The sequence below is a fragment of the Gemmatimonadota bacterium genome, assembly GCA_009838645.1.
Taxonomy (GTDB): domain Bacteria; phylum JAAXHH01; class JAAXHH01; order JAAXHH01; family JAAXHH01; genus JAAXHH01.
In genome coordinates, this window is sequence record VXRC01000006.1 from 38,514 (window position 1) to 60,932 (window position 22,419).

Below are 22,419 nucleotides of genomic sequence, written 5' to 3' on the forward strand. Positions count from 1 at the left end.
CGTCACAGCGGCAGGCGCCAGATCAACTGAAGCTCGTCGGGGAACTCCTCGTAGGCGTTGGAAATGATGGCGCCCAGGCGGCACCCCTGGCGGGCATAGAACCGGCACGCGGGAACGTTGGTATTCTGGGTTTCGATCTTCATCTCGATGCAGCCGTGGCGCCGCCCCCAGTCCACCGCGGCCTCGAAGAGTTTTCGTCCCACGCCGGTCCCGCGACGGTCGGGGTGGACGCGAAGGTCCCACAGCACCAGGAGGTCGTCCCGGCCCTCCAGCATGTTCACGTTCGGCGTGCGGCGGGCCAGCAACGCCCCGCCCAAGCGCCGGGGACCGTCGAAGGCCGCGAGCAATCCCCATGACGAAGTGTCCCACCGGCCGAGCCACCGGCTGGGCCACCGGGCGGGCCCTTCTTCGGAGGTCTGATCGTAGTCCTTGACGTAGGGAGGATCCACCGGTTCTTCCACCAGCGCGATACCCCCCAGGCCGCCGTCCGCCGGATCGGCCCGGAAACGGGATCTTACCTCGTAGGCGATGGGTACATGGCCGTGTTCGGCCAGCCTGGCTACGGGTTCTTCGATAATTTCCAAGTCGCTATGTCCTGCGTTTCGCCCTGGCGGTGGCCGCAACGGACCACGCCCATCTCTTTTGATGTTTCGACCGGCGTGTCGCCCGGTTGCCGCAAGCGCTCACCCGGAAGACAACACACTACGCAAATATCTAGAGTTTTGCCACCAGCAGCGTCACGTCGTCCATATACGGCACGCCCTGGCTGAACGCCTCGACGGCATCGATGATATGCTGCTTCAGGTCCGATGGCGGCCGGTGTCCGTGGGTTTCCACGACGTCCCGTAGGCGGTCTTCGCCGAAGACCTCTTCGGTGGCGTTCTCCGCTTCGACGATACCATCCGAAAACAAGACCAGGGCGTCACCCGGGCTCCACGGCCGTTCCACGGCATCGAAGGCCGTGTCGGCGTCGATCCCCAGCAGGGGGCCGGTGGACTCCAGGGGTTCAGCCGTGCGCGTGTCCGCGCGGTAGTGAAGCGGAAAGTGATGGCCGGCGTTAGCGTAGGCGTACCGCCGCGCGTCCGGATCGATCACCAGGTAGCAAGCCGTCATGAACAGCCAGTCGGGACCGGTCGTCTGCACGATCCGGTTGAGGGCGTCCATGACCGGGGCGACGTCCGGGTCGATCCGGGTCTGGGTGGCCCGGCAACTGCGGGCCATGGCCATGATCAGGCTCGCGTTGAACCCGTGGCCGGTGACGTCGCCGATCAGCAGGCCGACCCGCCCGTCGGGCAGCGCGAAGTAGTCGTAGTAGTCGCCCCCCACGTTCTCGGCGGGACGGCAGTAGCCGGTGAACCGCATGCCGGCGTGCCGCAGATCCTCCTGGGGCAGCATGGAACGCTGGATCTCGTAGGCGCGTGCGATGTCCTGCTTGAGGCGCTCGTCCGCCTTGATCTGCTCCTGGGCCGCCTCGAGTTGTTTCAGATGGCGCGTCTCCAGGGCCCGCTTGATGGCCGTGACCAGGAGACCGGTGGTGTCGTCGGCGGCGCGGCCCGATTTCTCCACGTAGCTGAAAGCGCCCGCTTCCATGCACTTGACGATATTGGGCTGGGTCCCGTACGCGGTCAGCACGACGCATTCCGGCGGAGACTCGAGGGCCCGGATGCGCCGGATCGCTTCGAGTCCGCCTTCCCGGTCCGTTTCGATCCACATATCGATCACCGCCACGTCCACGGCGCCGCGTGCGTTGCCGATCCGGTCCACGCCTTCGTCCACGCCGCCGGCGCAGATCACGTCGAAATCCGGTTCCAGGTCGAGGGATACGGCGTAGGTGATGGCGGGGTCGTCATCGAGGAGGAGTACGAGGGGTTTGGCCATAACACACTCAGACCGTCAAAGCGTTTTGCCCGTTCGGCGGTCGGAACCGACTCACGACTCATTACGCCAGGGGCAGAGCGAAGGTAAAGGTGGCGCCGTACGGACCGGTATCCTCGAGCCAGACTTCGCCCTGGTGCTCCTCGGCGATGGTCCGTATGGCATACAGCCCGAGTCCGGATCCGCCGGTAGTCGACACGCCGGCACTGAAAAGCTCCTTGCGCACGGATTCCGGGATACCGGGCCCCGTGTCGCGGACGTTGATCAGTACATACTGGCCGTTTCCCCGGCGCATCAGCCGGGGGTATTGCGAAGCGAGGCCGAGCCGCGTGGAAACGTGAATGCGTCCGCTGTAACCCATGACCTTCCAGGCATTGCCGGTCAGTTCGGTTATCACCTGGTCGATCTCCTCCACGTTGACTTCGACAAAGGGCGGCGGATCCGCGAAATCGAATTCCGCCTTGCACGCCTCGCCGATCAGGCCGTCCATGACCGTGCGCCGCACGACGTCGTTGATGTCCACCCTTCGCTTCGGCGTGAGGGTCAGCTTGGTCAGGCGCTGCATATCCTCGGCGATCGCGGCGATACGGTCAATCTGGCCCCGGATCTTGCTCATGAGTTCCCCCGCCTGGCCGTTATCGTGCGTCTCGTCGCGTATCGCCTGGTTGAGGTGCCTCAGGAAGATCTGCGTGGCCATCGCCGGAGTTTTCAGCGCGTGCAGCGTCCGCTGGGCAAGTTCACTGCGGGCCTCGGCACGGGTACGGTCGCGCAGGAGTTCCACGGTCTGGGAGTTTGCGATGACCTGCGCCGCCAGTGCGCCGATGACGGTCATGAATTCCAGGTGGTCCGGGGTGATATCGTGCCGGGTCCGCATATTGTCCGCACCGATCAGACCATAGAACTGTCCCGCGATGACCAGCGGCACGGCCAGCCAGGGCAGGTCGTCGTCCTTGCCCAACGCCGCGGCGTCTGGAGAGCGGCCAAGAGACGCGGAATCGGCGGGGTCGAACCAGCATGCCGAGGGCCTGGTCCTGGACTGCCTGGCCACGGATTCCGTGTAAGGATTGTCCTTGATGATGATCGTATAGCCTGCGAAATCGTCCGGGTCGTCCATGCCGACCGAATCGATGCCGACGAGTTTTTCCCCCGTTTCGTCGACTGCGAATATGCGCACCCGGTCGAAGCCGGCCATCTGCACGCCGTGGAGAATGAGGCGCAAGTTCTTCTCCCTGGACAACTCGGTCTGCATCAGGGTCAGGATCTCCTGGATGGATTCCAAAACCGTGCTGCGGTGCCGTTCGGTCTCCGACAGCGCGATGTTCGCGGCGGCCAGCCGCGCAAAGGGCTCCATTTCGGCCAGATGGCGCTCGTCGGGGGCGACCTGCCCGCTCTGGCTCCACAAGGTGAATACGCCCACGACTTTCTGATCGTAGAGCAGCGGCATGACGACGATGGGCACGTCGAATTTCAGTATGCGCAGGGCGCGGGGACTGATCTGGGGATCCGACTGCGGATCCATGCAGAGGTAGCCTTTTCGTTCCCGGAACGCCCTGGTCGCCAGCGCCTGTTCGTCGAAACGGAAGCTCAGGCGGGAAAGGTCGCCGTCGAAACCCTCGCAACCGATATAGGACAGGCAGTGGAGCATCCGGTCCGTGTAGTCGACGATGTAGATGATGCCGTCCGTAAACCCATAGATCGACCGAACGCTGACGAGAATCCGGTTCAGGATCTCGTCGCGGGGCGGAGAGTGTTCGACCAGGCGCTGCACGATCCCCCTGAACTGGGCTTCCCGCCCGACGACCTGGTAGGCGATTGCCGCGTAATGGGCGAGCCAGTGCAGCATCTCAAGGTCGTGGTCGTCAAAGGCGTCCACCTCGTAGGATTCCACGCTCAGGATGCCGATACGCCGGCCCTCGAACTGGAGCTTGACCGCGATCTGGCACTTCGTCCGGCCGTCCATGGCGCGATAGTCCGGGTCGGCCGACACGTCGGGGACGCGAATCTCGGTCAAGGATGGATCGTCCCAGAGACGGCGCACGATGCTGGGTGTGGGGACGGGACTGCCCTCCGGGAAAGTGGCCTCTCCCAGCTGGGCGGCGATGACCAGGTCGCCCAGCGTCTCGTTCCAGGAGATGAAGTCGCCCCGGTCGCACCGAACCAGCGCCCGGCTGCGATAGAGGATCTCCTCGAGCATGGACGAGCGGTCGCGTGTCGTGTGGATGGCGTGCACCAGGTCGCGATTGACGGAGACCGTTCTCAGATGCTCCAGGACGATGACGATCTTGTTGGCCAGGATCCGGGCAATGTATTCGTCCGCTTCATCGAAGCCGTCTCCAGAGAGCGGACCGCCCGAACCGACCGGACCGACCGGGCTGACCGGGCCGACCGGGCCGACCGGCGACTTTTTGTTCTCCACCTTGACGAGTCCCAGGACGACGTTCTTATGGTCCTTGAGGGGAATGGCGAGGAGGGACTGCAGCTGCTTGCTGGCCAGGTACTCGCGTACGTTCCCGGAGTAGAAAGGACTTCCGGTGATCTGCGTCCCGTGCAGGCGGACGATGTCGCCCTGGTCGGCGATATGGCCGGTCATGCCGCCTTTCGGCGCGCTGTGAATCTGCAGCCGGACGGGCGGCGGGTCGTCGTGGCCGGTCAGGTCCGAGTACTGCGCCGTCAACTCCAGTTCGTGCGGCGCGTCCTCCGGAACCAGGAAGATGCCGCAGTATTCGGCGTCGAGCAGGTCGTGGACGCACCGGGTCACCGTGCGCAGCGTGGCGTGACGGTCCCGGTGAAACACGCTGCGCGACATTTCGTCACTGGCCTGGGACAGCGCGAGCAGTTGGTCAACCGGTACACTGGGTACGTTCATACGCCGCAATATCGTCCTCGTATTGCAGGGTCCAGCCGATCTCGTCCAGACCCTTCAGGATAAAGTGCCTGAGGAAGGGATCGACCTCGAATCGGTGGGACGCGCCGCGGGGCTCGGCGACGACCTGCTCCTCGAGGTCCACCGAGATGGAATAGGGGTGCTGTTCCGCCGCGTACCGGAGCATGCGGCGTACGGTATCTCCGGGCAGCACGACGGGAAGCAGTCCGTTCTTGAAGCAGTTGTTGTAGAAGATGTCCGCGAAGGACGGCGCGATGATCACGCGGAAGCCGTAGTCCTGCAGGGCCCAGGGCGCGTGCTCGCGGGAACTCCCACAGCCGAAGTTGTCCCCGGTCAACAGGATCGTGGCGTCCCGGTAGCGGTCTTCGTTGAGCACGAAACCGGGATCGGGTGAGCCGTCGCCGGTGAACCGCCAGTCGTAGAAAAGGAACTGGCCGAACCCCGTGCGCTCGATCCGTTTCAGGAACTGCTTGGGGATGATCTGGTCCGTGTCCACGTTGATCCGGTCGAGCGGGACCGCCAGGCCGGTGTGCGAGGTAAAGGGTTCCGCCATGCCAAAGCTCCGTTTCCGGTTTGCGCCGTTTTCGGTGTGCCTACCAGTCTCTCACGTCGACGAAATGGCCGGCGACGGCGGCCGCCGCGGCCATGGCCGGGCTGACCAGGTGCGTGCGTCCGTTCCTGCCCTGCCGGCCTTCGAAGTTGCGGTTCGAGGTGCTGGCGCACCGCTCGCCGGGCTGCAGGATGTCCGGGTTCATGCCCAGGCACATGCTGCAACCGGCCTCGCGCCATTCGAAGCCGGCTTCCAGGAACACCCGGTCCAGTCCCTCGGCTTCGGCCTGCCGCTTGACCGCGTGGGACCCGGGCACGACCAGGGCGGTCACCCGCGGCGATACGCGGCGGCCCTTGATGACGTCCGCGGCCGCCCGCAGGTCGCTCAGTCGGGAATTGGTGCAGCTGCCGATGAAGACGCGGTCGATCTCGATATCGGTGATCGACGTGTTGGGTTCAAGCGCCATATAGGAGAGGGCTTTTTCGGCCGCGCGCCGGTCGTTTTCGCTGTCCATCCAGGCGGGATCGGGCACGACGCCGGTCACGTCCGTCACCATGCCGGGGTTGGTTCCCCACGACACCTGGGGCACGATCTCGTCCGCCTTGAGCGCGAGCCGCTCGTCGAATTCGGCCCCGTCGTCGGTGGCCAGCGTCCGCCACTCCGCCACGGCCCGGTCGAACGCCGCGCCGTCCGGTGTGAACTCCCGCCCCGCCAGGTACTCGAAGGTCGTGTCGTCCGGCGCGATGAGGCCGGCCCGCGCACCCAGTTCGATGGACATGTTGCAGATCGTCATCCGTTCGTCCATCGAAAGACCGAGGATCGTGCTGCCCGCGTACTCGATGACCGTGCCCGTGCCCCCGGCCGTACCGGTGCGGCGGATGATGTTCAGGATGATGTCCTTGGCGGTCACCCCCTCGCTCAGTACGCCGTCCACGCGGATCTCGAAGGTCCGGGAGCGCTTCTGGAGCAGGCACTGCGTGGCCATGACGTGCTCGACCTCGCTCGTGCCGATGCCGAAGGCCAGCGCGCCGAAGGCGCCGTGGGTGGACGTGTGACTGTCGCCGCAGACCATGGTCTTGCCCGGCTGCGTGATGCCCAGTTCCGGACCGATCACGTGGACGATCCCGTTGCGGGGCGAGTCGAGGTCGTACAGGGGCACGCCGAACTCCTCGCAATTCCGGGCCAGCATGTCCACCTGCAGGCGCGCGATCTCGTCGGTCATGGGCAGGGACCGGTCGGTGGTGGGCACGTTGTGATCCATAGTGGCGTAGGTCAGGTCGGTCCGCCTCAGCTTCCGGCCCGCGGCCCGCAGCCCTTCGAAAGCCTGCGGAGAGGTCACCTCGTGGATCAGGTGGGCGTCGATGTACAGGACGGTGAGCCCGTCGGGCATCTCCCTGACGACGTGCTGGTCCCAGACCTTCTCGTACATGGTTTTGGGAGGCATTGCTCTTTCCCCGGGATTCTCCGATTCATAAACAGGCGCGGCGGCGGTCCGCCGGTCGTACATTACCGCGCGGCGGCCTGTAAAGATCGTAAATTCATACGCTTACACCCATAATAACGTCTGGCGGGTCAACGCATCCAATATAGCCTGATTGCGGCATCACGGGCAAGCGAAAAGTCCGCTTCCCGGCGGCTTCGTTTTCCCGTTGTCGGCGCCCTTCGCATGCAGGCTTCCGGGTGCGTCATCCACGGGTTTTCAGGTGCGTCATCCGCGGGTTCCGGACCCCGCCAATCCCCTTGACAGAAAGGGTCCGATTCTCTATATTTCCAAGAGTCGCAATTCGTTAAATGTAGATACCTAAACGATTGCTTGTGATGACGCTATTTTGTCACTGATATTTCAGAGTGTTAGGTGATATGCGGATAGAACAGGTGCGTCCGGACAGCATCGCGGATCATGTCGGCCTGGTCCCCGGAGACCGGTTGATCCGGATCAATCAGGCCCGGGTCAGGGATTCCCTCGACTACCGGTTCTGGTCCAGTGAAGACGTGCTGGAACTCGACATTCTCCAGGCCAATGGAAACCGGGTGCTGATCGACGTGGAGAAGGATCCGGATGAAGACCTCGGTCTGTCTCTCCACGAACCGCCCTACCAGGCCTGCGCGAACAAGTGCGTGTTCTGCTTCATCCACCAGAATCCGAAGGGCATGCGCAAGGCCGTATACTTCCAGGACGAGGACGTGCGCCTCACGTTCCTCTACGGCAACTACGTGACGCTGGCCTTCGCCTCCGACGCGTACCTCGATCGGATCATCGTGCAGCGCCTGAGTCCGATCTACGTGTCGGTCCACGCCACGGACCCGGAACTGCGACGGATGCTGCTGGGCGCGCCCAAGGCGAAGGACGTCATGCCCATCCTGCGGCGGCTGGCGGACGGCGGCATCCTGATCGAGACGCAGATCGTCCTCTGTCCCGGACTCAACGACGGCCCCGCGCTGCGAAAGACCGTGGACGACCTGGCCGAACTTTATCCTGCGGTGGAGTCGGTCTCCATCGTGCCCGTCGGCCTCACCGCGCACCGCCAGGGACTGTATCACCTCGAGCCGGTCACCGTGGACTACGCCCGGCGCATGATCGATACGGTCGGCGACTGGCAGGATGAGCTTCGCGAACGGCTCGGGCATCCGCTGGTGTATCTGTCCGACGAATGGTACCTGATGTCTTCCACGCCCTTTCCTCCGCCGTCCTTCTACGAAGACTGCCCCGTCGTGGAGAACGGCGTCGGCATGGTCACGCAGTTCGAAACCGAAATGGGCGAGCAGACGCGTTCGCTTCCCGATCGGGCGGCCGAACCGCTCCGGACGACGCTGGTCACTGCCGAACTGGCACAGAACGTGGTCCGGACGTCGCTCGTGGAACCCCTGAACCGGGTGGCACACGTGGAAGCGAAGCTGGTCGTGGCGGAGAACACGTTCTTCGGCCCGGGGATCACGGTGTCGGGACTGTTGACCGGCCGGGACATCCTCCACGCGCTGAAGGGCGTGGACGTGGGCGACCGCGTGTACCTTCCGCCGAACGTGCTGAACGACGACGGACTGCTGCTGGACGACATGAACCTCTCCGGCCTGAGCGAGCGGATCGGGGCGCCGGTGGAACTCTTCCCCGGCCACGTGCGGGATCTTCCGGGTCTAGGCGAAGCGAACGAACGGTAAGGCAAAAATGTCCCCTGTCATCGCCATCATAGGACGCCCCAACGTGGGCAAGTCGGTGCTGTTCAACCGGATGATCGGCCGTCGCGACGCCATCGTGCACGACGCCCCCGGCATCACGCGGGACCGGCACTACGCCGACGCCGACTGGTTCGGGAAGAAGTTCACCGTGGTGGACACGGGCGGCCTGGTCCCGGAATCCGACGAGCCCATGGAAGCGGCCATCGAGCAGCAGGCCCGGCTGGCCGTCAGCGAAGCCGACGTGATCCTGCTGGTCACGGACGTCCGCACGGGCATCATGCCTCTGGACCAGAAGGCGGCCGAAGTCGTCCGCCGGTCCGGCAAGCAGGTCATCGTCGTCGCGAACAAGGTGGACAGCGGCGCCCAGGAGAACCACGCCTACGAGTTCGGCGCCCTGGGATTGGGCGAACCCGTGATGATCTCCGCCCTGAAGGGACGCAACACGGGCGACCTGATGGATCTGCTGGCGGAGCGGATGCCCGAACCCGAGCTTGTCGAAGAAGAGGAAGACGGCGCGATCAAGGTGGCGATCGTGGGCAGGCCCAATGTGGGCAAATCGTCCCTGGTCAACGCCATCGTGGGCAGGGACACGGTGATCGTCTCCGACGTCCCCGGTACTACGAGGGACTCGGTGGACACGAAAATCACCCGGCAGGGCGTGAAGTACAACCTGATCGATACCGCCGGCCTCCGGCGCAGGTCCCGGATTAAAAGCGATGTCGAGTTCTACAGTCTCACCCGGACAATGCGGAGCATAGCGCGCTGCGACGTGGCGGTGCTTCTGGTGGACGCCGTGGACGGCTTGGCCACGCAGGAGCAGCGGATCGTATCGCAGGTGGACGAGGCCGGGAAGGGACTGGTCATCGCCTTCAACAAGTGGGACCTGGTGGACCGGACCGAGCATCCGACCGAGGCCTACGCCCAGACGGCCAGGGAGTACCTCCGGTTCGCCGACTACGCGCCGATCCTGTTCGTTTCGGCCGAGACCCGCCGCGGGGTGACTCAGATCATGCAGAAGACGCGCCACGTCCACGAAATGCGTTCCCTCCGGATATCTACCGGCGAGCTGAACCGCGTCGTGGAAAGCATCACGGCCTACTATCCGCCCCCGGCCGCGCCGGACGGGCGGGCGACCAGCATCCTCTACTGCACGCAGGTACAGAACGCGCCGCCCACCTTCGTGTTTTTCGTGAACCATCCGGACGCGGTCCCGGATTCGTACAGGCGGTACCTGTCGAACCGGCTCCGGGAGGCCTTCGTTTTCGAGGGTTCGCCCATACGCGTGCTGATCCGCGGACGGGAAGGGAAACGATGAGCAAGCTGTATTATTCCAGCAGCGAAGTCTCGACCATGCTCGAACTGGAGCCGTCCGTACTCCGTTTCTGGGAAGACCAGTTCGGCCAGCTTCGCATCAAGCGGAACCGCGCCGGCAAGCGGATGTACCGGGAGAAGGACATTGAGCTCATCCGCACGATCAAGCAGCTCACCCGGGACGAGGGTTACACGATCGCCGGCGCCAAGAAGAAGCTCCAGGAATCCGCGGCGAACCGAGGCGTGGAGCAGGCGGCCCGAGCCGCGGAAAGGGCGAACGCGGCCCCAGGCGCGGAGAGGGCAGCGCCCGGCCCGGCGAACGCGGCCCCAGGCGCGGAACCGGCGGCCCCCGACAAGCAGACGGCCACTGACGAGCGGACGGCCCCTCCGGCCGATACCTCCTCCCAATCCGAACTCATCCAGTGGTTGCGTTCCAACCTGATCGAGATCCGGGATTCAATGGACTAGGGTCATGCATTCCGCGTTTAGGAAACGGTCATGATCGCCTTCCCGCCCCGTACGTCGTCCCGGTTGTTGCCCGCCTTCCTGTCGAGCCTGCTGTTCTACCTCTTTTCCCTTGCATCCGATACACCAGGCGCCCGCGCGGCAGTAACCAATCCGCAGGCCATCTCCGGTCCGTCGACCGTCGACCGTCCCAGCATCCCGGGCCCAGCCATCGAAGCGGCCCTGGAGGAGCTGTACCGGCAGCTCGATGGCCGGCGTATTGGCGAAAGCCCCCTCGAAGAGATCCTCGACGATGGCGGTCCTTCCCTGGCCGAACGGTACGGAGACGCCAGGATCAGGCTGAGGGAGCGGCACGCGTTGGACAGCCTCCTCGCCCGTCCCGTAGTACGGCTGAACGTTTTCTTCGAAGAGGAAGAGCGGCTTTCGGCCGAACTGTGGGATGTCCGTTTCGTGCAACATGAGGATGGCTGGAAAGCCGAGCAGTTCGAGCCGCTGTTGGCGGCCCACCTCGGCTTCCGGTTCTCCCTGCGCGAGGACGAGGTCTACGCTTTCGACCGCCTGACGATCGAGCGGTCCGCCGGAGTATTCGAGATCGAAGACGGCCTGTTGATGCCCGGGTTCTCCGGAGATCGGATCGGGCGCGCGGTCCTCGTGGGCCCGGGGCGATTCACCTTTACGCCATCGGATCGCGTCGAGCGCCATCAGATGAACAAGTACGCCCGTACGACCGACGATGCCTACACGACGGGGTTCGACCGGATGGTGCTGATCCTGTCGCCCGATGGATATGAGCATCTGGTGGAAGGCGTGGCGCTTTCGCGCATAGGGGGCGGACGGGCATTCGACCGGGCGAAGGCCCTGCTGAACCGCGTCGACCGGGACTACCTGCTGGACATGAAACCCGCCCGGGAACGCTTCTCCCTCGCCCACACCCATGCGGATTTCCTGCAGGCGGAGATCGATCTCGCGGACTCGGACCGGTGGCTCGTCTATACGAACAGCCCCTATGAACCGGAATCGGTCAGCCTGGTCCAGAAGAGCGGTTTCCCCAGGAATCCGGATATCAGTCCGCCCGTGGTCTGGTGCCGTTTCGCTCCGGGACCGCCGGGACCGGAGGGACCGGAGGGAAATTCCGGACGCGACGCGCAGGACGAGACGGTCCGGGGTCCGCTGCTGTCCCTGGACCACTACGATATCGCGGGATCCCTTGAGCGGGGCGGCATGCGATTGCGCATGAAGACGACCGTGGAAATCACGGCCCGGGCGGACCCGCTCACCGCGGCGACTTTCACGCTGAATCCGGATCTCGACGTCTACCGCGTGGAATACGACGGCGGCGACGACGCGCTGTTCACGCGGCAGGGCACCTGGCTCACGGTCCCGTTCCGGCGGCCGGTGCCGGGGGACAGCACCACGACGCTGACCCTCTGGTACGAGGGCGACGTCTTCCGGGACCGCGGTGGCAGCGTCTTCGGCCTGTTGACCAACCAGCAGTGGCTTCCCGTTCATTCCAGCGCGGATCTGTACACTTTCGTCCTGGAACTGCACTATCCGGAAAAGCTGACCGTGGCGACGGTCGGCGCCCAAGTGGCCAGCCATGCGGAGGAGGATACGCGCGTCACACGCTGGCGGCGGACGCAGCCCGTGTCGTCGCTGGGCATGACGGTCTCCGAGAACCGTACCCGCACGGTCTCCGCGGGTGGCATCGACGTGATCCTCAGTGTGGACGAAGACCGGCGCACTGCCGAACCGAACACGGCGCGGATCCTCACGCACATCGGTCCCGCGCTGGATTTTTTCGGCGGCATCTTCGGTCCCTATCCCTATGAAAAGCTCGACGTCGTCCAGATGCCGGACAACTATGCTTTCGGAAGGGCCCTGCCGTCGATGCTGATGCTGTGGGGACTGTACTTCCAGGATGCCTTCGGCCTGGACACGAACCTGCACGCCCACATGTATACGGAAGTGCAGCACCTCTTCCGCGGGTTCCTGGCGCACGAACTCGCCCACCAGTGGTGGGGCGGCGCCCTGGTCCCGAAGACGTATCGCGACGCCTGGCTCTCGGAGGCCATGGCTACGTACGCGGCGGATCTGTACATCGAGAGCGAGACCGGTCCCGAAGCGTTCCGTGAGATGCTGAAACGGCACACGGACCAGGCGCTGTTCGCCGACCGTCACGGTGCGATCGACCTGGGCATGCGGCTCGGAGAACATTACCAGTCGGTCGTCTACGAGAAGGGCGCCCTGGTACTCCACATGCTGCGGCGCACCATCGGAGACGAGCACTTCATGAACGTGCTCTCGCGGTTCTGCCGGCAATACGCGGGTAAGCCGGTTACGACGGCTGACTTCGAGGCCGCGGTGAAAACGGAAACGGGCCGGGAGATGGGCTGGTTCTTCGACCAGTGGATCCGGGACACGGGCTATCCGGTCTACCGGGTGTATTTCACCAGCAGCGAAGGGGGCGTCGGTGCAGTGTCCGGCGGTGCGGTATCTAGCGGCCCGGGTCAGGGCGGATTAGATTCGGGCGGTGAGCGGACCGGCGTTGGGTTCACGGTGCGCGGACAGCTATTGCAGGAACAGGAGGGCCGCGTGTTCCATGCGATCGTGCCCCTGGTCATCGAGTTGGAAAACGGTGACCGGATCGTCCGGGAGATCTGGAATACCCAAAGGCGTCAGACCTTCGAGTACGCATTGCCGGACAGGGCGAAGCGCATCGACATCGCGCCGGATTTCTCGGTGTACTACAAGGCGGCCCGGTAGCGCCGGCCGCGACGCTATTCGAGCAGGGGCCTTTCCGCCCGGGCTCGGTTTGCCTCCGGCGAGTCGGGATACCGCTTGATCAGCCGCTGGTACACGAAACCGGCCTCGACGGTGCGCCCCGCGGCTTCGAGGCATTGCCCCGCCTGCCACAAAACCACCTCCAGACCCTCCACGCCCTGAAAATCGATCTCGAACCTGAGGTACAGGCGGGCGGCTTCGATGAAATCCTCCTGCGCACGGTAGCTTTCCGCAATGGCGAGACGCGCCGACCGGACGTGTGTCGAATCGGGTTCGGAAGCAAGCAGTTGCTGGAAGACCATGCGCGACAGTTCGGGCCGCCTGCCGGCCAGGAGCGCCTTCCCCAGCAGGAAGCGCGCTTCATCCTCCAGATCCGAGTCGGGATAGGCCGACAGGAGCCGGTTGCAGGCGTTCACCGCGTCGTCGTGTCGTTCCAGGGCGAACTGGATGCGGGATACCTCCAGCAGCGCGTCGTCGGCGAGGGCGTGTTCCGGGCCGTGCAGCAGGACCTTCAGGAAATACTGCTCGGCCGCCTCCCGGTCCGGATCAAGGCGTCCCAGGTGGTACAGGGCCACCGGCTCTTCGGGCTGGTCGTCCAGTATGCGCAGGAAAGCCTCGCGCGCCTGGTCGTTCCGGCCCGATTCGTAAAGGGCAACGGCTTGTTCCAGCGAAATGGAGGGGGTTTGGGGCGGTACTGCGCCGACGGTCGTGTCCTGTGATGCGGCCTGGAAAGGACACAGGCACATCAGCCATCGAAACAGATAGGGGCGGGCGTATTTACAAACGGTCGACAGGATGGCGGGGGTGCTGCGGTCCGCCTTTTTCTCAGTCATCTAAGGGGACCCGCAGGGCTTCTTTCAACAGTTTTCCGGGTTTGAAACGGGTCTTTTTGCCGGCCGGGACGTAAACGATATCGCTGGTGCGGGGATTGCGCGCGGAGGTGCGGGCTTTCGTGTCCTTGACCTCGAAGACCCCGAATCCCCTGATTTCGATCCGGTCTCCCTCGATCAGCGAGTCCCGCATGGCCACGAACGTCTGGTCGACCACGGGAAACACCTGTTCTTTTTTGAGCCCCAGACGCTTGCTGATCAGTTCCACCAATTCTTTCTTGGTGGTGGTCATGAAGGCCTCCTCCCGGCAATCGGCACACCGGTACGCAACGGACGCTATCCCTTTGCATTAATTCAACTTAACAACGCCGCAAGTATTCTAAGGGGCGGTATTCGCCCTGTCAACGGATTTCGTCACGAAGCTCAGTTCATCCCCGCCGGCGCCGTCTCGTGAAAGGGGAAGGACCCCTTGAAGGGACGGGGACTGGAGACGTACCACACGCCTTCGTACATCGGGCAGGTCTGGTAGTGGCAGACCACGTTGCACCGTTCCATGTCGTCGTCTTCCTTGGCGCCCTGGTGGGGGATGTGGCTGAGGAAGACTACCGCGTCGCCGGCCATGGGGTGCAGCACGACGTGTTCCTGCGCGTAGCACCACTCTTCGAACGCGACGTGGTCGATCCGGGGATACAGATGGGGCGGCTCGGAGAGGTGGCCGTTCTTGACGAAGCGGAGATTGCCCTGGCCGGGGACGTTGTCCTGGAAGTAGAAGGTCGTGTTCACGCTGCTGGGCTGCACGGCCAGCCTGCGTTTTTTCGTCTCCCGCTTCTCGTTCCAGTAGCCGTAGAAGTCCATGTGCCATTCCTGGGTGTAGGCGCCGGGATTGATGTGCGCCCGGAAACTGCGGAGCTGGCACTGCTTGCCCATCATGGCGTAGAGCAGCGGCGCCACGCTCGGATGGCCCACGAGCGGAGCGAAGACCTCGGGCTCCCGGTCCAGCAGGGTGTCGAACCACATGTTCCCGACCGCGTTCAGCCCTTCCTCCCATCCCTGCGCCTTCGCGTGGAATATGCGGGAACGCACCTGCTCGGTTTCCTCCGGGGACAGGGCGCCCTTGAGGAGCACGAAACCGTCCCGTTCCAGTTGATCCAGTTTTACGTCGAGAGCTTTCACCGGGTCTCTCCTTTTACGCCGCTGTCAATGTACGCCGCTGTCAATGTACGCCGCTGTCAATGTACGCCGCTGACTGATTCTGGGATCGGTAGTCCGGCCGGTCGCGCACCTCCCGAGTAACGGTCGCGCACCGGCCGCTTCGGATTCGTCCTGCGGATTTCGACCAGACCATAAACACAGGGACTTTTGCTGTCAAGTCATACGGACCGCTTCGAGGGACGCCTCGTCAGCCGCGCGCATTCGCGCCCCGCAGGATCATTCCTCGAACGGATAGAGCGGACGACGCCGGTACCGGAAGTCGAATCGCCGCATGTCCGCGGTCGTGGCGCCGGGCGTGTCCACCCGGATCAGTCGCTTGCTCACGGGCGCGTAGGCCGCCGTGGGCGCGTGCACGCCCTTGGCGATGAGCACGTGGAAGTCGGCCGGGTCCAGGCCGATACTGGTCATCATGCCCAGACTGACCGGCACCGTCCGCAGCGACGTCAGGCTCACTTTCAGCCCGCTGTCCGTGGCCACGACAGCGGTCTGTCCCATATTGAACGATGTCTTGCCGCCGTGGCGAATGGCCGATTCGGAGAAACGTCCCTCGTGGATCCCCTGTACCCGCACTTCGGTCCGTATGGGTGGGCCGTGCCGGTCATCCGTCTTGCCGCCCATCTCCAGTGTGAGCCTCGCGCCCACGCCGGCGGCAACGGTCCGTTCGACGGACCCGGGGTCGTAAAGGCAGAGGAAGGTCTTCACCTCCCCGCGCCTCATGACCTCGTGGGCGATGAGCGTGCCGTCCGCGGCCGAACCTCCGCCCACGTTGTCGCCCATGTCGAGCAGGCACACGGGCCCCTCGCCGTCCAGGGCGGTGTCGACGGCTTCGGGGATGGGAATGAACTCGCCGACGAATTCGTCCCGGTGCGTGATCAGGTAACCGGCGAGATCATCCGTGATGCGCCGGGCCAGACCGGCGTCGCCGTCGGTCACGGCAATGAAGGCCGAACCCATCTCCGGCACGTCCGCGTAGGGAAACCCGAGTACGACGCTGTTGGACAGGACGCCGGATGCCTCCAGCCACACGTCCGCCTTTTCGTAAAGGGGCCGGCAGGGCGGTGAGGACGTGTCCTGGCGCTCGATACCGATGGCCACCGGTGGAAAAGCCGCCGCCTGCACGGGCCGGACTTCTCCGCGCAGGGTCCGGGCCATGAGCGTAGCGACCTCCAAGCCCCGCTGCTTCTGGTCCAGGTGCGGGTTGGTGCGGTAGGCAATGGTGGCGTCGCAGGCCTCGACCATGCGCCGGGAGAGATTGGCGTGGGGATCGATGGTGCAGATGATGGGAAGGTCAGGCCCGACCTCCCCGCGCAGCCGGGTCAGCCAGTACCCGTCCAGGTCGTGGTAATCCGCCCCCTCGCCGGCATTGGCGCCGTGGGGAGCGACCAGCAGGCCGTCGAGCGGCCCCGCGCCCGCGAGCTGCGCGAACAACATCTCGATCAGCGCGTCGCAGGTGTCTTGCGTGATCCGGCCGGCCGGCGGGGTGGACGCGTAGAACAGCGGTACGGCGTCGATGCCGGCGTCGTCCAGTCCCTCCAGGAAGCCGCTGATCTCGTGGAATCCGCCCTTGAAATGATCGGCGACGGCTTCGCCCGTCAGTATCCCGTCCCGCCGGAACAGGTCGAGGGTCGTCGGCGTGTGGCTGAACGTATTGGATTCGTGGATCAGCGAGAGGATGCCCACGCGCACGGAATAGCGCTCCTGGATCACGACAGCATGTGCTGGAAGGACTTTCTGAACTTGTCCACCTTCGGGTCGATGACCATGAAACAGTAGGGTTGCCGTGGATTGTTGCGATAGTAGTCGTGATGGTACGCTTCGGCCTCGTAAAAAACCTCGAGGGGTTCGATCTCCGTAACGATCGCCGCGCTCCACAGGTCCGACGCGTCGGCCTCCGTCCTCGAATACTCGGCCGCGCGCTTCTGCTCGTCGTCGTGGTACAGGATGATCGAACGGTACTGCGTGCCGACGTCCCCGCCCTGGCGGTTGAGCGTAGTCGGGTCGTGTATACGCCAGAATATGTTCAGGAGGTCCGCGTAACCGATCACGGCCGGATCGAAGGTGATCCGTACGACCTCGGCATGGCCCGTTGCGCCGGTGCATACGGACTTGTAATCCGGGTTGTCGACGCTGCCGCCGGCATATCCCGAAACCACGCTCGTTACACCCTTTACCTGCTGGTAGATCGCTTCCAGGCACCAGAAGCAACCACCGCCCAGCGTCGCCGTCTGCGTCTCTTGTGTCATGTAGCCGTCCTCCATGGAGTGGGAGATCCGTTTCTTCAAGTCCGTCCGGCCCCGTGGCGCTCGTTCGTCTGCGCCCGGTCTTGTTTGCTCCGGCTCATCCGCGCGGTTTCGTGCCGGCTCGTTCAGCCGCGGCTCATCCGCGCGGGTTTCTCGTAACGCGCATGTACGCAATAACGAAAATGGGTAGGGCGAGGGCCAGGAAAATCCAGATAAGCGCCCGGTCGTCCTCGATGATCCCCGTCATCGACAGCAGGGTGCTCACGCCGGCCGCGGGAATGGCCGCGGTGGCGGCGGATACTGCCAGGCAGAACAGGAGATCCTTGATCATGCGCTTCATGATGTCGGCCGATTCACCAGTTTGCCGTCGACGTAGTCCAGCAGATCCCGGGTGACCGCGCCGTCCGGCTCCCGGTCGAAGGTCGTCTTGAAGTCCCGCATCAGGGCGGACAGCTCGAACCGCCGTCCTTCGCGCACGGTGCATTGTACGTTTTCGATATCTTCTATCCGTTCGAGGGGGTTCCCCCGGACTGCCACCAGGTCGGCCCGAAGCCCCGGCCGGATCGAACCGGTCCGGCCGTCGATGCCCAGCACCCGGGCGTTGATCGAGGTGGCCGATCGCAACGCGTCCACGACCGGAATGCCGGCGTCCGTGTACATGGCGAGTTCGTCATGCACGCTCATCCCGGGCACGAGGTGGGGAAAGGGCGTATCCGTGCCCAGCGCGACGGTCACGCCCCGTTGATGGGACCGTCGAAGGAACCGCTTAAGGTGCACCATGGCGCCCTGGTACCTCCAACGGTATTCAGGTGGTCCGAAACGACCGAGATATCTTTGCCAGATATACAGGTGACGGGGGTGGACCCAGGCCCTCCGGGCGTCGTGGTGGAAAGGCCGGTCCAGGACGCGCCCGAGCCGGTCCCAGACCACCAGGGTCGGGTCGATGACTACGTCCCGTTCCAGGAGCAGGTCGATCATGAGATCGTCCTCCGCCTCGGACGCCGCGCGCCAGGCCACGCCGCACCCGGCCAGGTGCTCGAACTCATCGAGTCCGAGCCGCACGGCGTCTTCCGCGGTGGTCGATTGAAGGTGGGCCACCACGAACTTGCCCGATGCATGGGCGGCGTCGACCGCCGCCTTCATCAGCGGGGACTCCACGCCCGCGTACAGTTTGATCTGGTCCACACCGGCTTCCGCGTGACGCCGGACCGAATCGGCGATCTCGCCGGGCGTGCAGTGGGCGCGGCCCAACTGGGGCCAGTAGACCCGGGGACCGTCGAGCAGGTGGCCGCAGCACAGGATGGCCGGACCGGCGGAAAGGTCCTTTGCGTGGCGTTTGCGCTCCCCCAGGATCCATGCCAGGTCATTGCCCACGTCGCGGACCGTGGTCACCCCGGCGGCCAGGAAGGCAGGTCCCATGACGGAACTGTAGTGGACGTGGGCGTCCATCAGCCCCGGCAGGAGCGTACATGCCGGCAGGGCCGCAGTCTCCATGCCGGCCGGAATCTCGGAGACGGGCAGGACCGCGTCGATGAGGCGATCCTTCACCACGACGGCCACACCGCTTCGCGTCTCGTCGGATACGCCGTCCCAGATGCGGTCCGGGGCCAGTGCGTACGTGGCGTTCCTCTGGTCTTCCTTCATGAAAGTATCCCGCGTGCCGGTCGCCGGCCGGCGTCCCGGACAGGTGCCTTTACCACCTCGTTCGATCCGGTATAAATCCCTTGCCCGCAGCGTGCTCCGTCCATTACTTGGACCCATCGGTAATATCTAACGTCACCGTGGATTCTGTCAAAGGGCTAATGTCCAGTCCCCTGTACACCGGATGGCAACGAATCCTGGAAGGCCAGGGTCTCGAAGTCGCCTTCACGGGCATGTTCATCGTGTTCCTGGCCCTCGCCGCCATCAGCTTCTGCATTGCCATGCTACCCAGGGTCGTGGCGGCGCTGGGGGGCATGCTCCCTGAACATCCGCACGACCCCACCGGTACGGATTCCCCGCAGGACGACGAAGCCGTGGCCGCGGCCGTCGGGTTCGCGCTCGACGAAAAGAACAACCATCGGTAAACAGGCCATGCGGACGGACTAAATGACGATACTGTACGACTTTCTGTCGGCTTCCGGTCTGGCCGCGGCGACGTGGGGACATGCCGTGATGATCCTGATCGGCATGGTCATGATCGTCCTGGCGATCGTCCGCCGCTACGAACCACTGCTCCTCGTGCCCATCGGATTCGGGATCATGCTGGGCAACATTCCCATGATGGAAGGGGACGGGCATGGGGTCTACGATGAAGGAAGCGTTCTCTACTACATCTATTTCGGCGTCAGGGAAGGCGTCTTCCCGCCCCTGATCTTCCTGGGCATCGGGGCCATGACCGATTTCTCGGCCATGCTGTCCAACCCGCGGCTCGTCCTTCTGGGCGCCGCCGCGCAGATCGGCATCTTCCTGACCCTCCTCGGCGCCATGGCCATTGGTTTTACGCCCGCCGAGTCGGGCGCCATCGCCATCATCGGCGGCGCGGACGGTCCCACGGCCATTTTCCTGTCGTCGAAACTGGCGCCTCACCTGCTTTCCATGATCGCCATCGCGTCCTATTCCTACATGGCCCTGGTACCCATCATCCAGCCGCCCATCATGCGGCTTTTCACTACACGGCAGGAACGGCTGATCCGCATGGCGACGCCCCGGGCGGTCTCGCAGCGGGAGAAGATCCTCTTCCCCATCGTCGCCTTTATCATCGCCGCCATGATCGCGCCGGATTCGATCGTGCTCGTGGGCATGCTCTTCTTCGGCAACCTGCTCAAGGAATGCGGCGTCACCGAGCGGCTGGCCAATACGGCGCGGACCTCGATGATCGACATCGTCACCATCCTCCTGGGGTTCTCGGTCGGCGCCAGCACGCAGGCGTCGGCGTTCCTGTCGCTGCAGTCGCTCTTCATTTTCACCCTGGGCGTGGTCTCCTTCTGCATCGCGACGACCGGCGGCGTGCTCTTCGCCAAGTTCCTGAACCTTTTCGTCAAAGACAAGATCAACCCGCTGATCGGTGCGGCGGGCGTCTCCGCCGTGCCCATGGCGGCGCGGGTAGCCCAGGTGGAAGCCCATCGCGAAGACCCGCGGAACTTCCTGTTGTTTCACGCCATGGCGCCCAACGTGGCGGGCGTCCTCGGCTCCGCCATCGCCGCGGGCATACTCTGGTCCGTCCTGGTGGGCGGGTAAGTGCGGTGAATACATCGAACCCTTAAAACGAGGGAACCAACGTGAAGAAAAAAGTCCATTTCATGTGCACCACGTTCCGCGACGGATTCCAGTCCGTTTACGGCGCGCGCGTCTTCACCCGGGACTTCATGCCCGCCGTGGAAGCGGCGCGGGACGCGGGGATCGACTACTTCGAAGCCGGCGGCGGGGCCCTGTTCCAGTCGCCCTATTTCTACTGCAACGAGGACGCCTTCGAGCGGATGGACGCCATCCGGGAGGCGGTGGGCCCGGACGCCAACCTGCAGACCCTGTCCCGGGGCGTGAACGTGGTCGGACTGGATTCGCAGCCCAGCGACATCATCCGGCTGCACGCCGAGTTGTTCAAAAAGCACGGCATGACGACCATCCGGAACTTCGACGCCCTGAACGACGTGGAGAATCTCGTGCACAGCGGCCGGTGCATCACGGAAGCCGGTCTCAGGCACCAGGTGTGCGTCACCGTCATGGAACTGCCCCCGGGCTGCGCGGGCGCCCACGACGCGGCGTTCTACACGGACACGTTCAGGAAGATCCTCGACGCGGACATCCCCTTCGACTCGGTGTGTTTCAAGGACGCGTCGGGCACGGCCGTGCCCTCCAAGGTGTTTGAATCCGTCAAGGCCGCCCGGAAGCTGCTGCCCGAGGGGACCTGGATCCACTACCACACCCACGACACGGTCGGCATCTCCGTCGCGGCGTACCAGGCGGCGCTCGAAGCCGGCGCCGACGCCATCGACCTCGCCTTCGCGCCCGTGTCGGGCGGCACTTCCCAGCCGGACATCCTCGTCATGTGGCACGCGCTCCGCGGGACGGACTACGACCTGGACATCGACCCGGACGGCGTGCGCGAAGCGGCGGAGATCCTGAAGGAATGCATGGAAGACTATTTCCTGCCGCCCGAGGCCGTGGCCGTGGAGCCTTTGCTTCCCTGGAGTCCCATGCCGGGCGGCGCGCTGACCGCCAACACGCAGATGCTCCGGGACAACGGGATCATGGACCGCTATCCCGCCATCATCAAGGCCATGAGCGAGGTCGTGGAGAAGGGCGGGTACGGCACGTCGGTCACGCCCGTTTCCCAGTTTTACTTCCAGCAGGCTTTCAACAACGTGATGATGGGCCCCTGGAAGAAGATCGCGGAGGACTACGGACGGATGGTGCTGGGCTATTTCGGCCGGACGCCCGTGCCTCCGGACCCGGTGGTCGTGAACATCGCCTCGGAGCAGCTCGGCCTGCCGCCCAACCGGCGGCCGGTGCTGGAACTCAACGACAACGATCCGAAGAAGGGTGTCGAGGCGGCGCGCAGCGCGCTGAAAGAAGCCGGGATAGAGGACACGGACGAGAACATCTTCATCGTCGCGGCATGCGGCGAGCGGGGGCTGGCCTTCCTCAAGGGCGAAGGGTTCATCGGCGTCCGCAAGAAGTCACCGGCCGACCAGGAGGTGCCGGAGGAGGACGCGATGGCCTCGACGGACGGTCCCCGCGGATACCAGGTGACCGTCAACGGCCGGAGTTACGCGCTGCGGATCGAGGGGAAGACGGCGATCGTGAACGGCAAGGCCTATGACGTCGACCTGCAGCCCGATCAGTCCGAGGCCGCGACAGAGGCGGCGGAACGCGCCGGGACCACGCCGGTCATCGCCCCGATCCCCGGGAAAGTGCTCAAGGTGGCGGTCACGCCCGGACAGGCCGTCGCGGAAGGGGACGTCATCGTGGTCCTGGAAGCCATGAAGATGGAAATGCAGGTCACCGCCGACGTGGCCGGAACCGTGACCCATGTCTCCATAAACCCCGGCGTCCAGGTGATCGCGGGCCAGACGCTGGCCTACCTGGGTTGAGTACCCTCGATCCGGATTCCCAGGG

19 protein-coding genes are annotated in these 22,419 nt (G+C 64.5%); 7 read left to right on the plus strand and 12 right to left on the minus strand.

Going from position 1 to position 22,419, the window contains the following annotated elements; translation table 11 throughout:
* Positions 1 to 2: 2 nt before the first annotated feature.
* The 5 genes from F4Y38_02715 to leuC all read right to left on the minus strand — a co-directional run bounded on the left by F4Y38_02715 (position 3) and on the right by leuC (position 6,753).
* Positions 3 to 647 (minus strand): GNAT family N-acetyltransferase, encoded by a 645-nt coding sequence (locus tag F4Y38_02715; protein ID MXY48192.1) that lies wholly within the window; start codon positions 645 to 647, stop codon positions 3 to 5.
* 67 nt (positions 648 to 714) lie between these two features.
* Positions 715 to 1,878, minus strand: coding sequence for a fused response regulator/phosphatase (locus F4Y38_02720; GenBank protein ID MXY48193.1), 1,164 nt, complete (start codon positions 1,876 to 1,878; stop codon positions 715 to 717).
* A 61-nt stretch (positions 1,879 to 1,939) separates the two neighbouring features.
* Positions 1,940 to 4,741 carry a GAF domain-containing protein gene (locus F4Y38_02725; GenBank protein ID MXY48194.1) on the minus strand — a complete coding sequence of 934 codons (2,802 nt, stop codon included), beginning with the start codon at positions 4,739 to 4,741 and terminating at the stop codon, positions 1,940 to 1,942.
* Positions 4,716 to 5,312, minus strand: coding sequence for a 3-isopropylmalate dehydratase small subunit (gene leuD / locus F4Y38_02730; GenBank protein ID MXY48195.1), 597 nt, complete (start codon positions 5,310 to 5,312; stop codon positions 4,716 to 4,718). The genes F4Y38_02725 and leuD overlap by 26 nt, the downstream gene beginning before the upstream one ends.
* 40 nt (positions 5,313 to 5,352) lie before the next feature.
* Complete coding sequence (gene leuC / locus F4Y38_02735) at positions 5,353 to 6,753, minus strand: 3-isopropylmalate dehydratase large subunit (GenBank protein MXY48196.1); 1,401 nt, start codon at positions 6,751 to 6,753, stop codon at positions 5,353 to 5,355.
* A gap of 416 nt (positions 6,754 to 7,169) precedes the next feature.
* Here leuC and F4Y38_02740 point away from each other — a divergent pair, with 416 nt between their 5' ends.
* The 4 genes from F4Y38_02740 to F4Y38_02755 are packed head-to-tail and all read left to right on the plus strand — an operon-like array spanning position 7,170 to position 13,022.
* Positions 7,170 to 8,465, plus strand: a complete 1,296-nt coding sequence (locus F4Y38_02740) for a DUF512 domain-containing protein (protein ID MXY48197.1) — start codon at positions 7,170 to 7,172, stop codon at positions 8,463 to 8,465.
* 7 nt (positions 8,466 to 8,472) lie between these two features.
* Entirely contained in the window at positions 8,473 to 9,798 is a 1,326-nt protein-coding gene (locus tag F4Y38_02745; GenBank protein ID MXY48198.1) for a ribosome biogenesis GTPase Der, read from the plus strand.
* Positions 9,795 to 10,262, plus strand: coding sequence for a MerR family transcriptional regulator (locus tag F4Y38_02750; protein ID MXY48199.1), 468 nt, complete (start codon positions 9,795 to 9,797; stop codon positions 10,260 to 10,262). Before F4Y38_02745 ends, F4Y38_02750 begins: the two co-directional genes overlap by 4 nt.
* 30 nt (positions 10,263 to 10,292) lie before the next feature.
* Positions 10,293 to 13,022 carry a M1 family metallopeptidase gene (locus F4Y38_02755; protein ID MXY48200.1) on the plus strand — a complete coding sequence of 910 codons (2,730 nt, stop codon included), beginning with the start codon at positions 10,293 to 10,295 and terminating at the stop codon, positions 13,020 to 13,022.
* A gap of 14 nt (positions 13,023 to 13,036) precedes the next feature.
* On the opposite strand, the gene F4Y38_02760 is transcribed toward F4Y38_02755, so the two are convergent.
* The 7 genes from F4Y38_02760 to F4Y38_02790 form a co-directional block, all read right to left on the minus strand.
* Positions 13,037 to 13,873, minus strand: a complete 837-nt coding sequence (locus F4Y38_02760) for a tetratricopeptide repeat protein (GenBank protein MXY48201.1) — start codon at positions 13,871 to 13,873, stop codon at positions 13,037 to 13,039.
* Positions 13,866 to 14,162, minus strand: a complete 297-nt coding sequence (locus tag F4Y38_02765) for an integration host factor subunit beta (GenBank protein ID MXY48202.1) — start codon at positions 14,160 to 14,162, stop codon at positions 13,866 to 13,868. Before F4Y38_02765 ends, F4Y38_02760 begins: the two co-directional genes overlap by 8 nt.
* A 131-nt stretch (positions 14,163 to 14,293) precedes the next feature.
* Positions 14,294 to 15,043, minus strand: coding sequence for a phytanoyl-CoA dioxygenase family protein (locus F4Y38_02770; GenBank protein MXY48203.1), 750 nt, complete (start codon positions 15,041 to 15,043; stop codon positions 14,294 to 14,296).
* A 255-nt stretch (positions 15,044 to 15,298) separates the two neighbouring features.
* Complete coding sequence (locus tag F4Y38_02775) at positions 15,299 to 16,768, minus strand: M81 family metallopeptidase (GenBank protein ID MXY48204.1); 1,470 nt, start codon at positions 16,766 to 16,768, stop codon at positions 15,299 to 15,301.
* Positions 16,769 to 16,785: 17 nt separating this feature from the next.
* The gene (gene msrA, locus F4Y38_02780; GenBank protein ID MXY48205.1) at positions 16,786 to 17,325 is read right to left on the minus strand and encodes a peptide-methionine (S)-S-oxide reductase MsrA; all 540 of its coding nucleotides are present in this window, start codon (positions 17,323 to 17,325) and stop codon (positions 16,786 to 16,788) included.
* A gap of 133 nt (positions 17,326 to 17,458) precedes the next feature.
* Positions 17,459 to 17,662: a hypothetical protein gene (locus tag F4Y38_02785; protein MXY48206.1), complete on the minus strand. Its 204-nt coding sequence runs from the start codon at positions 17,660 to 17,662 to the stop codon at positions 17,459 to 17,461.
* Positions 17,659 to 18,966: an amidohydrolase family protein gene (locus F4Y38_02790; GenBank protein MXY48207.1), complete on the minus strand. Its 1,308-nt coding sequence runs from the start codon at positions 18,964 to 18,966 to the stop codon at positions 17,659 to 17,661. The genes F4Y38_02785 and F4Y38_02790 overlap by 4 nt, the downstream gene beginning before the upstream one ends.
* A 158-nt stretch (positions 18,967 to 19,124) precedes the next feature.
* On the opposite strand from F4Y38_02790, the gene F4Y38_02795 reads away from it, so the two are divergent.
* The 3 genes from F4Y38_02795 to F4Y38_02805 are packed head-to-tail and all read left to right on the plus strand — an operon-like array spanning position 19,125 to position 22,394.
* Complete coding sequence (locus F4Y38_02795; GenBank protein ID MXY48208.1) at positions 19,125 to 19,388, plus strand: hypothetical protein; 264 nt, start codon at positions 19,125 to 19,127, stop codon at positions 19,386 to 19,388.
* 22 nt (positions 19,389 to 19,410) lie between these two features.
* Positions 19,411 to 20,541 (plus strand): sodium ion-translocating decarboxylase subunit beta, encoded by a 1,131-nt coding sequence (locus F4Y38_02800; protein MXY48209.1) that lies wholly within the window; start codon positions 19,411 to 19,413, stop codon positions 20,539 to 20,541.
* A 41-nt stretch (positions 20,542 to 20,582) separates the two neighbouring features.
* A complete protein-coding gene (locus tag F4Y38_02805; protein MXY48210.1) occupies positions 20,583 to 22,394 on the plus strand; it encodes a biotin/lipoyl-binding protein in 1,812 nt (603 codons plus the stop codon).
* Positions 22,395 to 22,419: the final 25 nt, after the last annotated feature.

Excerpts from the sequence above, each read along its gene's own strand:
- F4Y38_02720 (MXY48193.1), bottom strand. The coding sequence starts at position 1,878 with ATGGCCAAACCCCTCGTACTCCTCCTCGATGACGACCCCGCCATCACC.
- F4Y38_02725 (MXY48194.1), bottom strand. The coding sequence starts at position 4,741 with ATGAACGTACCCAGTGTACCGGTTGACCAACTGCTCGCGCTGTCCCAG.
- leuD (MXY48195.1), bottom strand. The coding sequence starts at position 5,312 with ATGGCGGAACCCTTTACCTCGCACACCGGCCTGGCGGTCCCGCTCGAC.
- leuC (MXY48196.1), bottom strand. The coding sequence starts at position 6,753 with ATGCCTCCCAAAACCATGTACGAGAAGGTCTGGGACCAGCACGTCGTC.
- F4Y38_02740 (MXY48197.1), top strand. The coding sequence starts at position 7,170 with ATGCGGATAGAACAGGTGCGTCCGGACAGCATCGCGGATCATGTCGGC.
- F4Y38_02745 (MXY48198.1), top strand. The coding sequence starts at position 8,473 with ATGTCCCCTGTCATCGCCATCATAGGACGCCCCAACGTGGGCAAGTCG.
- F4Y38_02750 (MXY48199.1), top strand. The coding sequence starts at position 9,795 with ATGAGCAAGCTGTATTATTCCAGCAGCGAAGTCTCGACCATGCTCGAA.
- F4Y38_02755 (MXY48200.1), top strand. The coding sequence starts at position 10,293 with ATGATCGCCTTCCCGCCCCGTACGTCGTCCCGGTTGTTGCCCGCCTTC.
- F4Y38_02760 (MXY48201.1), bottom strand. The coding sequence starts at position 13,873 with ATGACTGAGAAAAAGGCGGACCGCAGCACCCCCGCCATCCTGTCGACC.
- F4Y38_02765 (MXY48202.1), bottom strand. The coding sequence starts at position 14,162 with ATGACCACCACCAAGAAAGAATTGGTGGAACTGATCAGCAAGCGTCTG.
- msrA (MXY48205.1), bottom strand. The coding sequence starts at position 17,325 with ATGACACAAGAGACGCAGACGGCGACGCTGGGCGGTGGTTGCTTCTGG.
- F4Y38_02785 (MXY48206.1), bottom strand. The coding sequence starts at position 17,662 with ATGAAGCGCATGATCAAGGATCTCCTGTTCTGCCTGGCAGTATCCGCC.
- F4Y38_02790 (MXY48207.1), bottom strand. The coding sequence starts at position 18,966 with ATGAAGGAAGACCAGAGGAACGCCACGTACGCACTGGCCCCGGACCGC.
- F4Y38_02795 (MXY48208.1), top strand. The coding sequence starts at position 19,125 with ATGTCCAGTCCCCTGTACACCGGATGGCAACGAATCCTGGAAGGCCAG.
- F4Y38_02800 (MXY48209.1), top strand. The coding sequence starts at position 19,411 with ATGACGATACTGTACGACTTTCTGTCGGCTTCCGGTCTGGCCGCGGCG.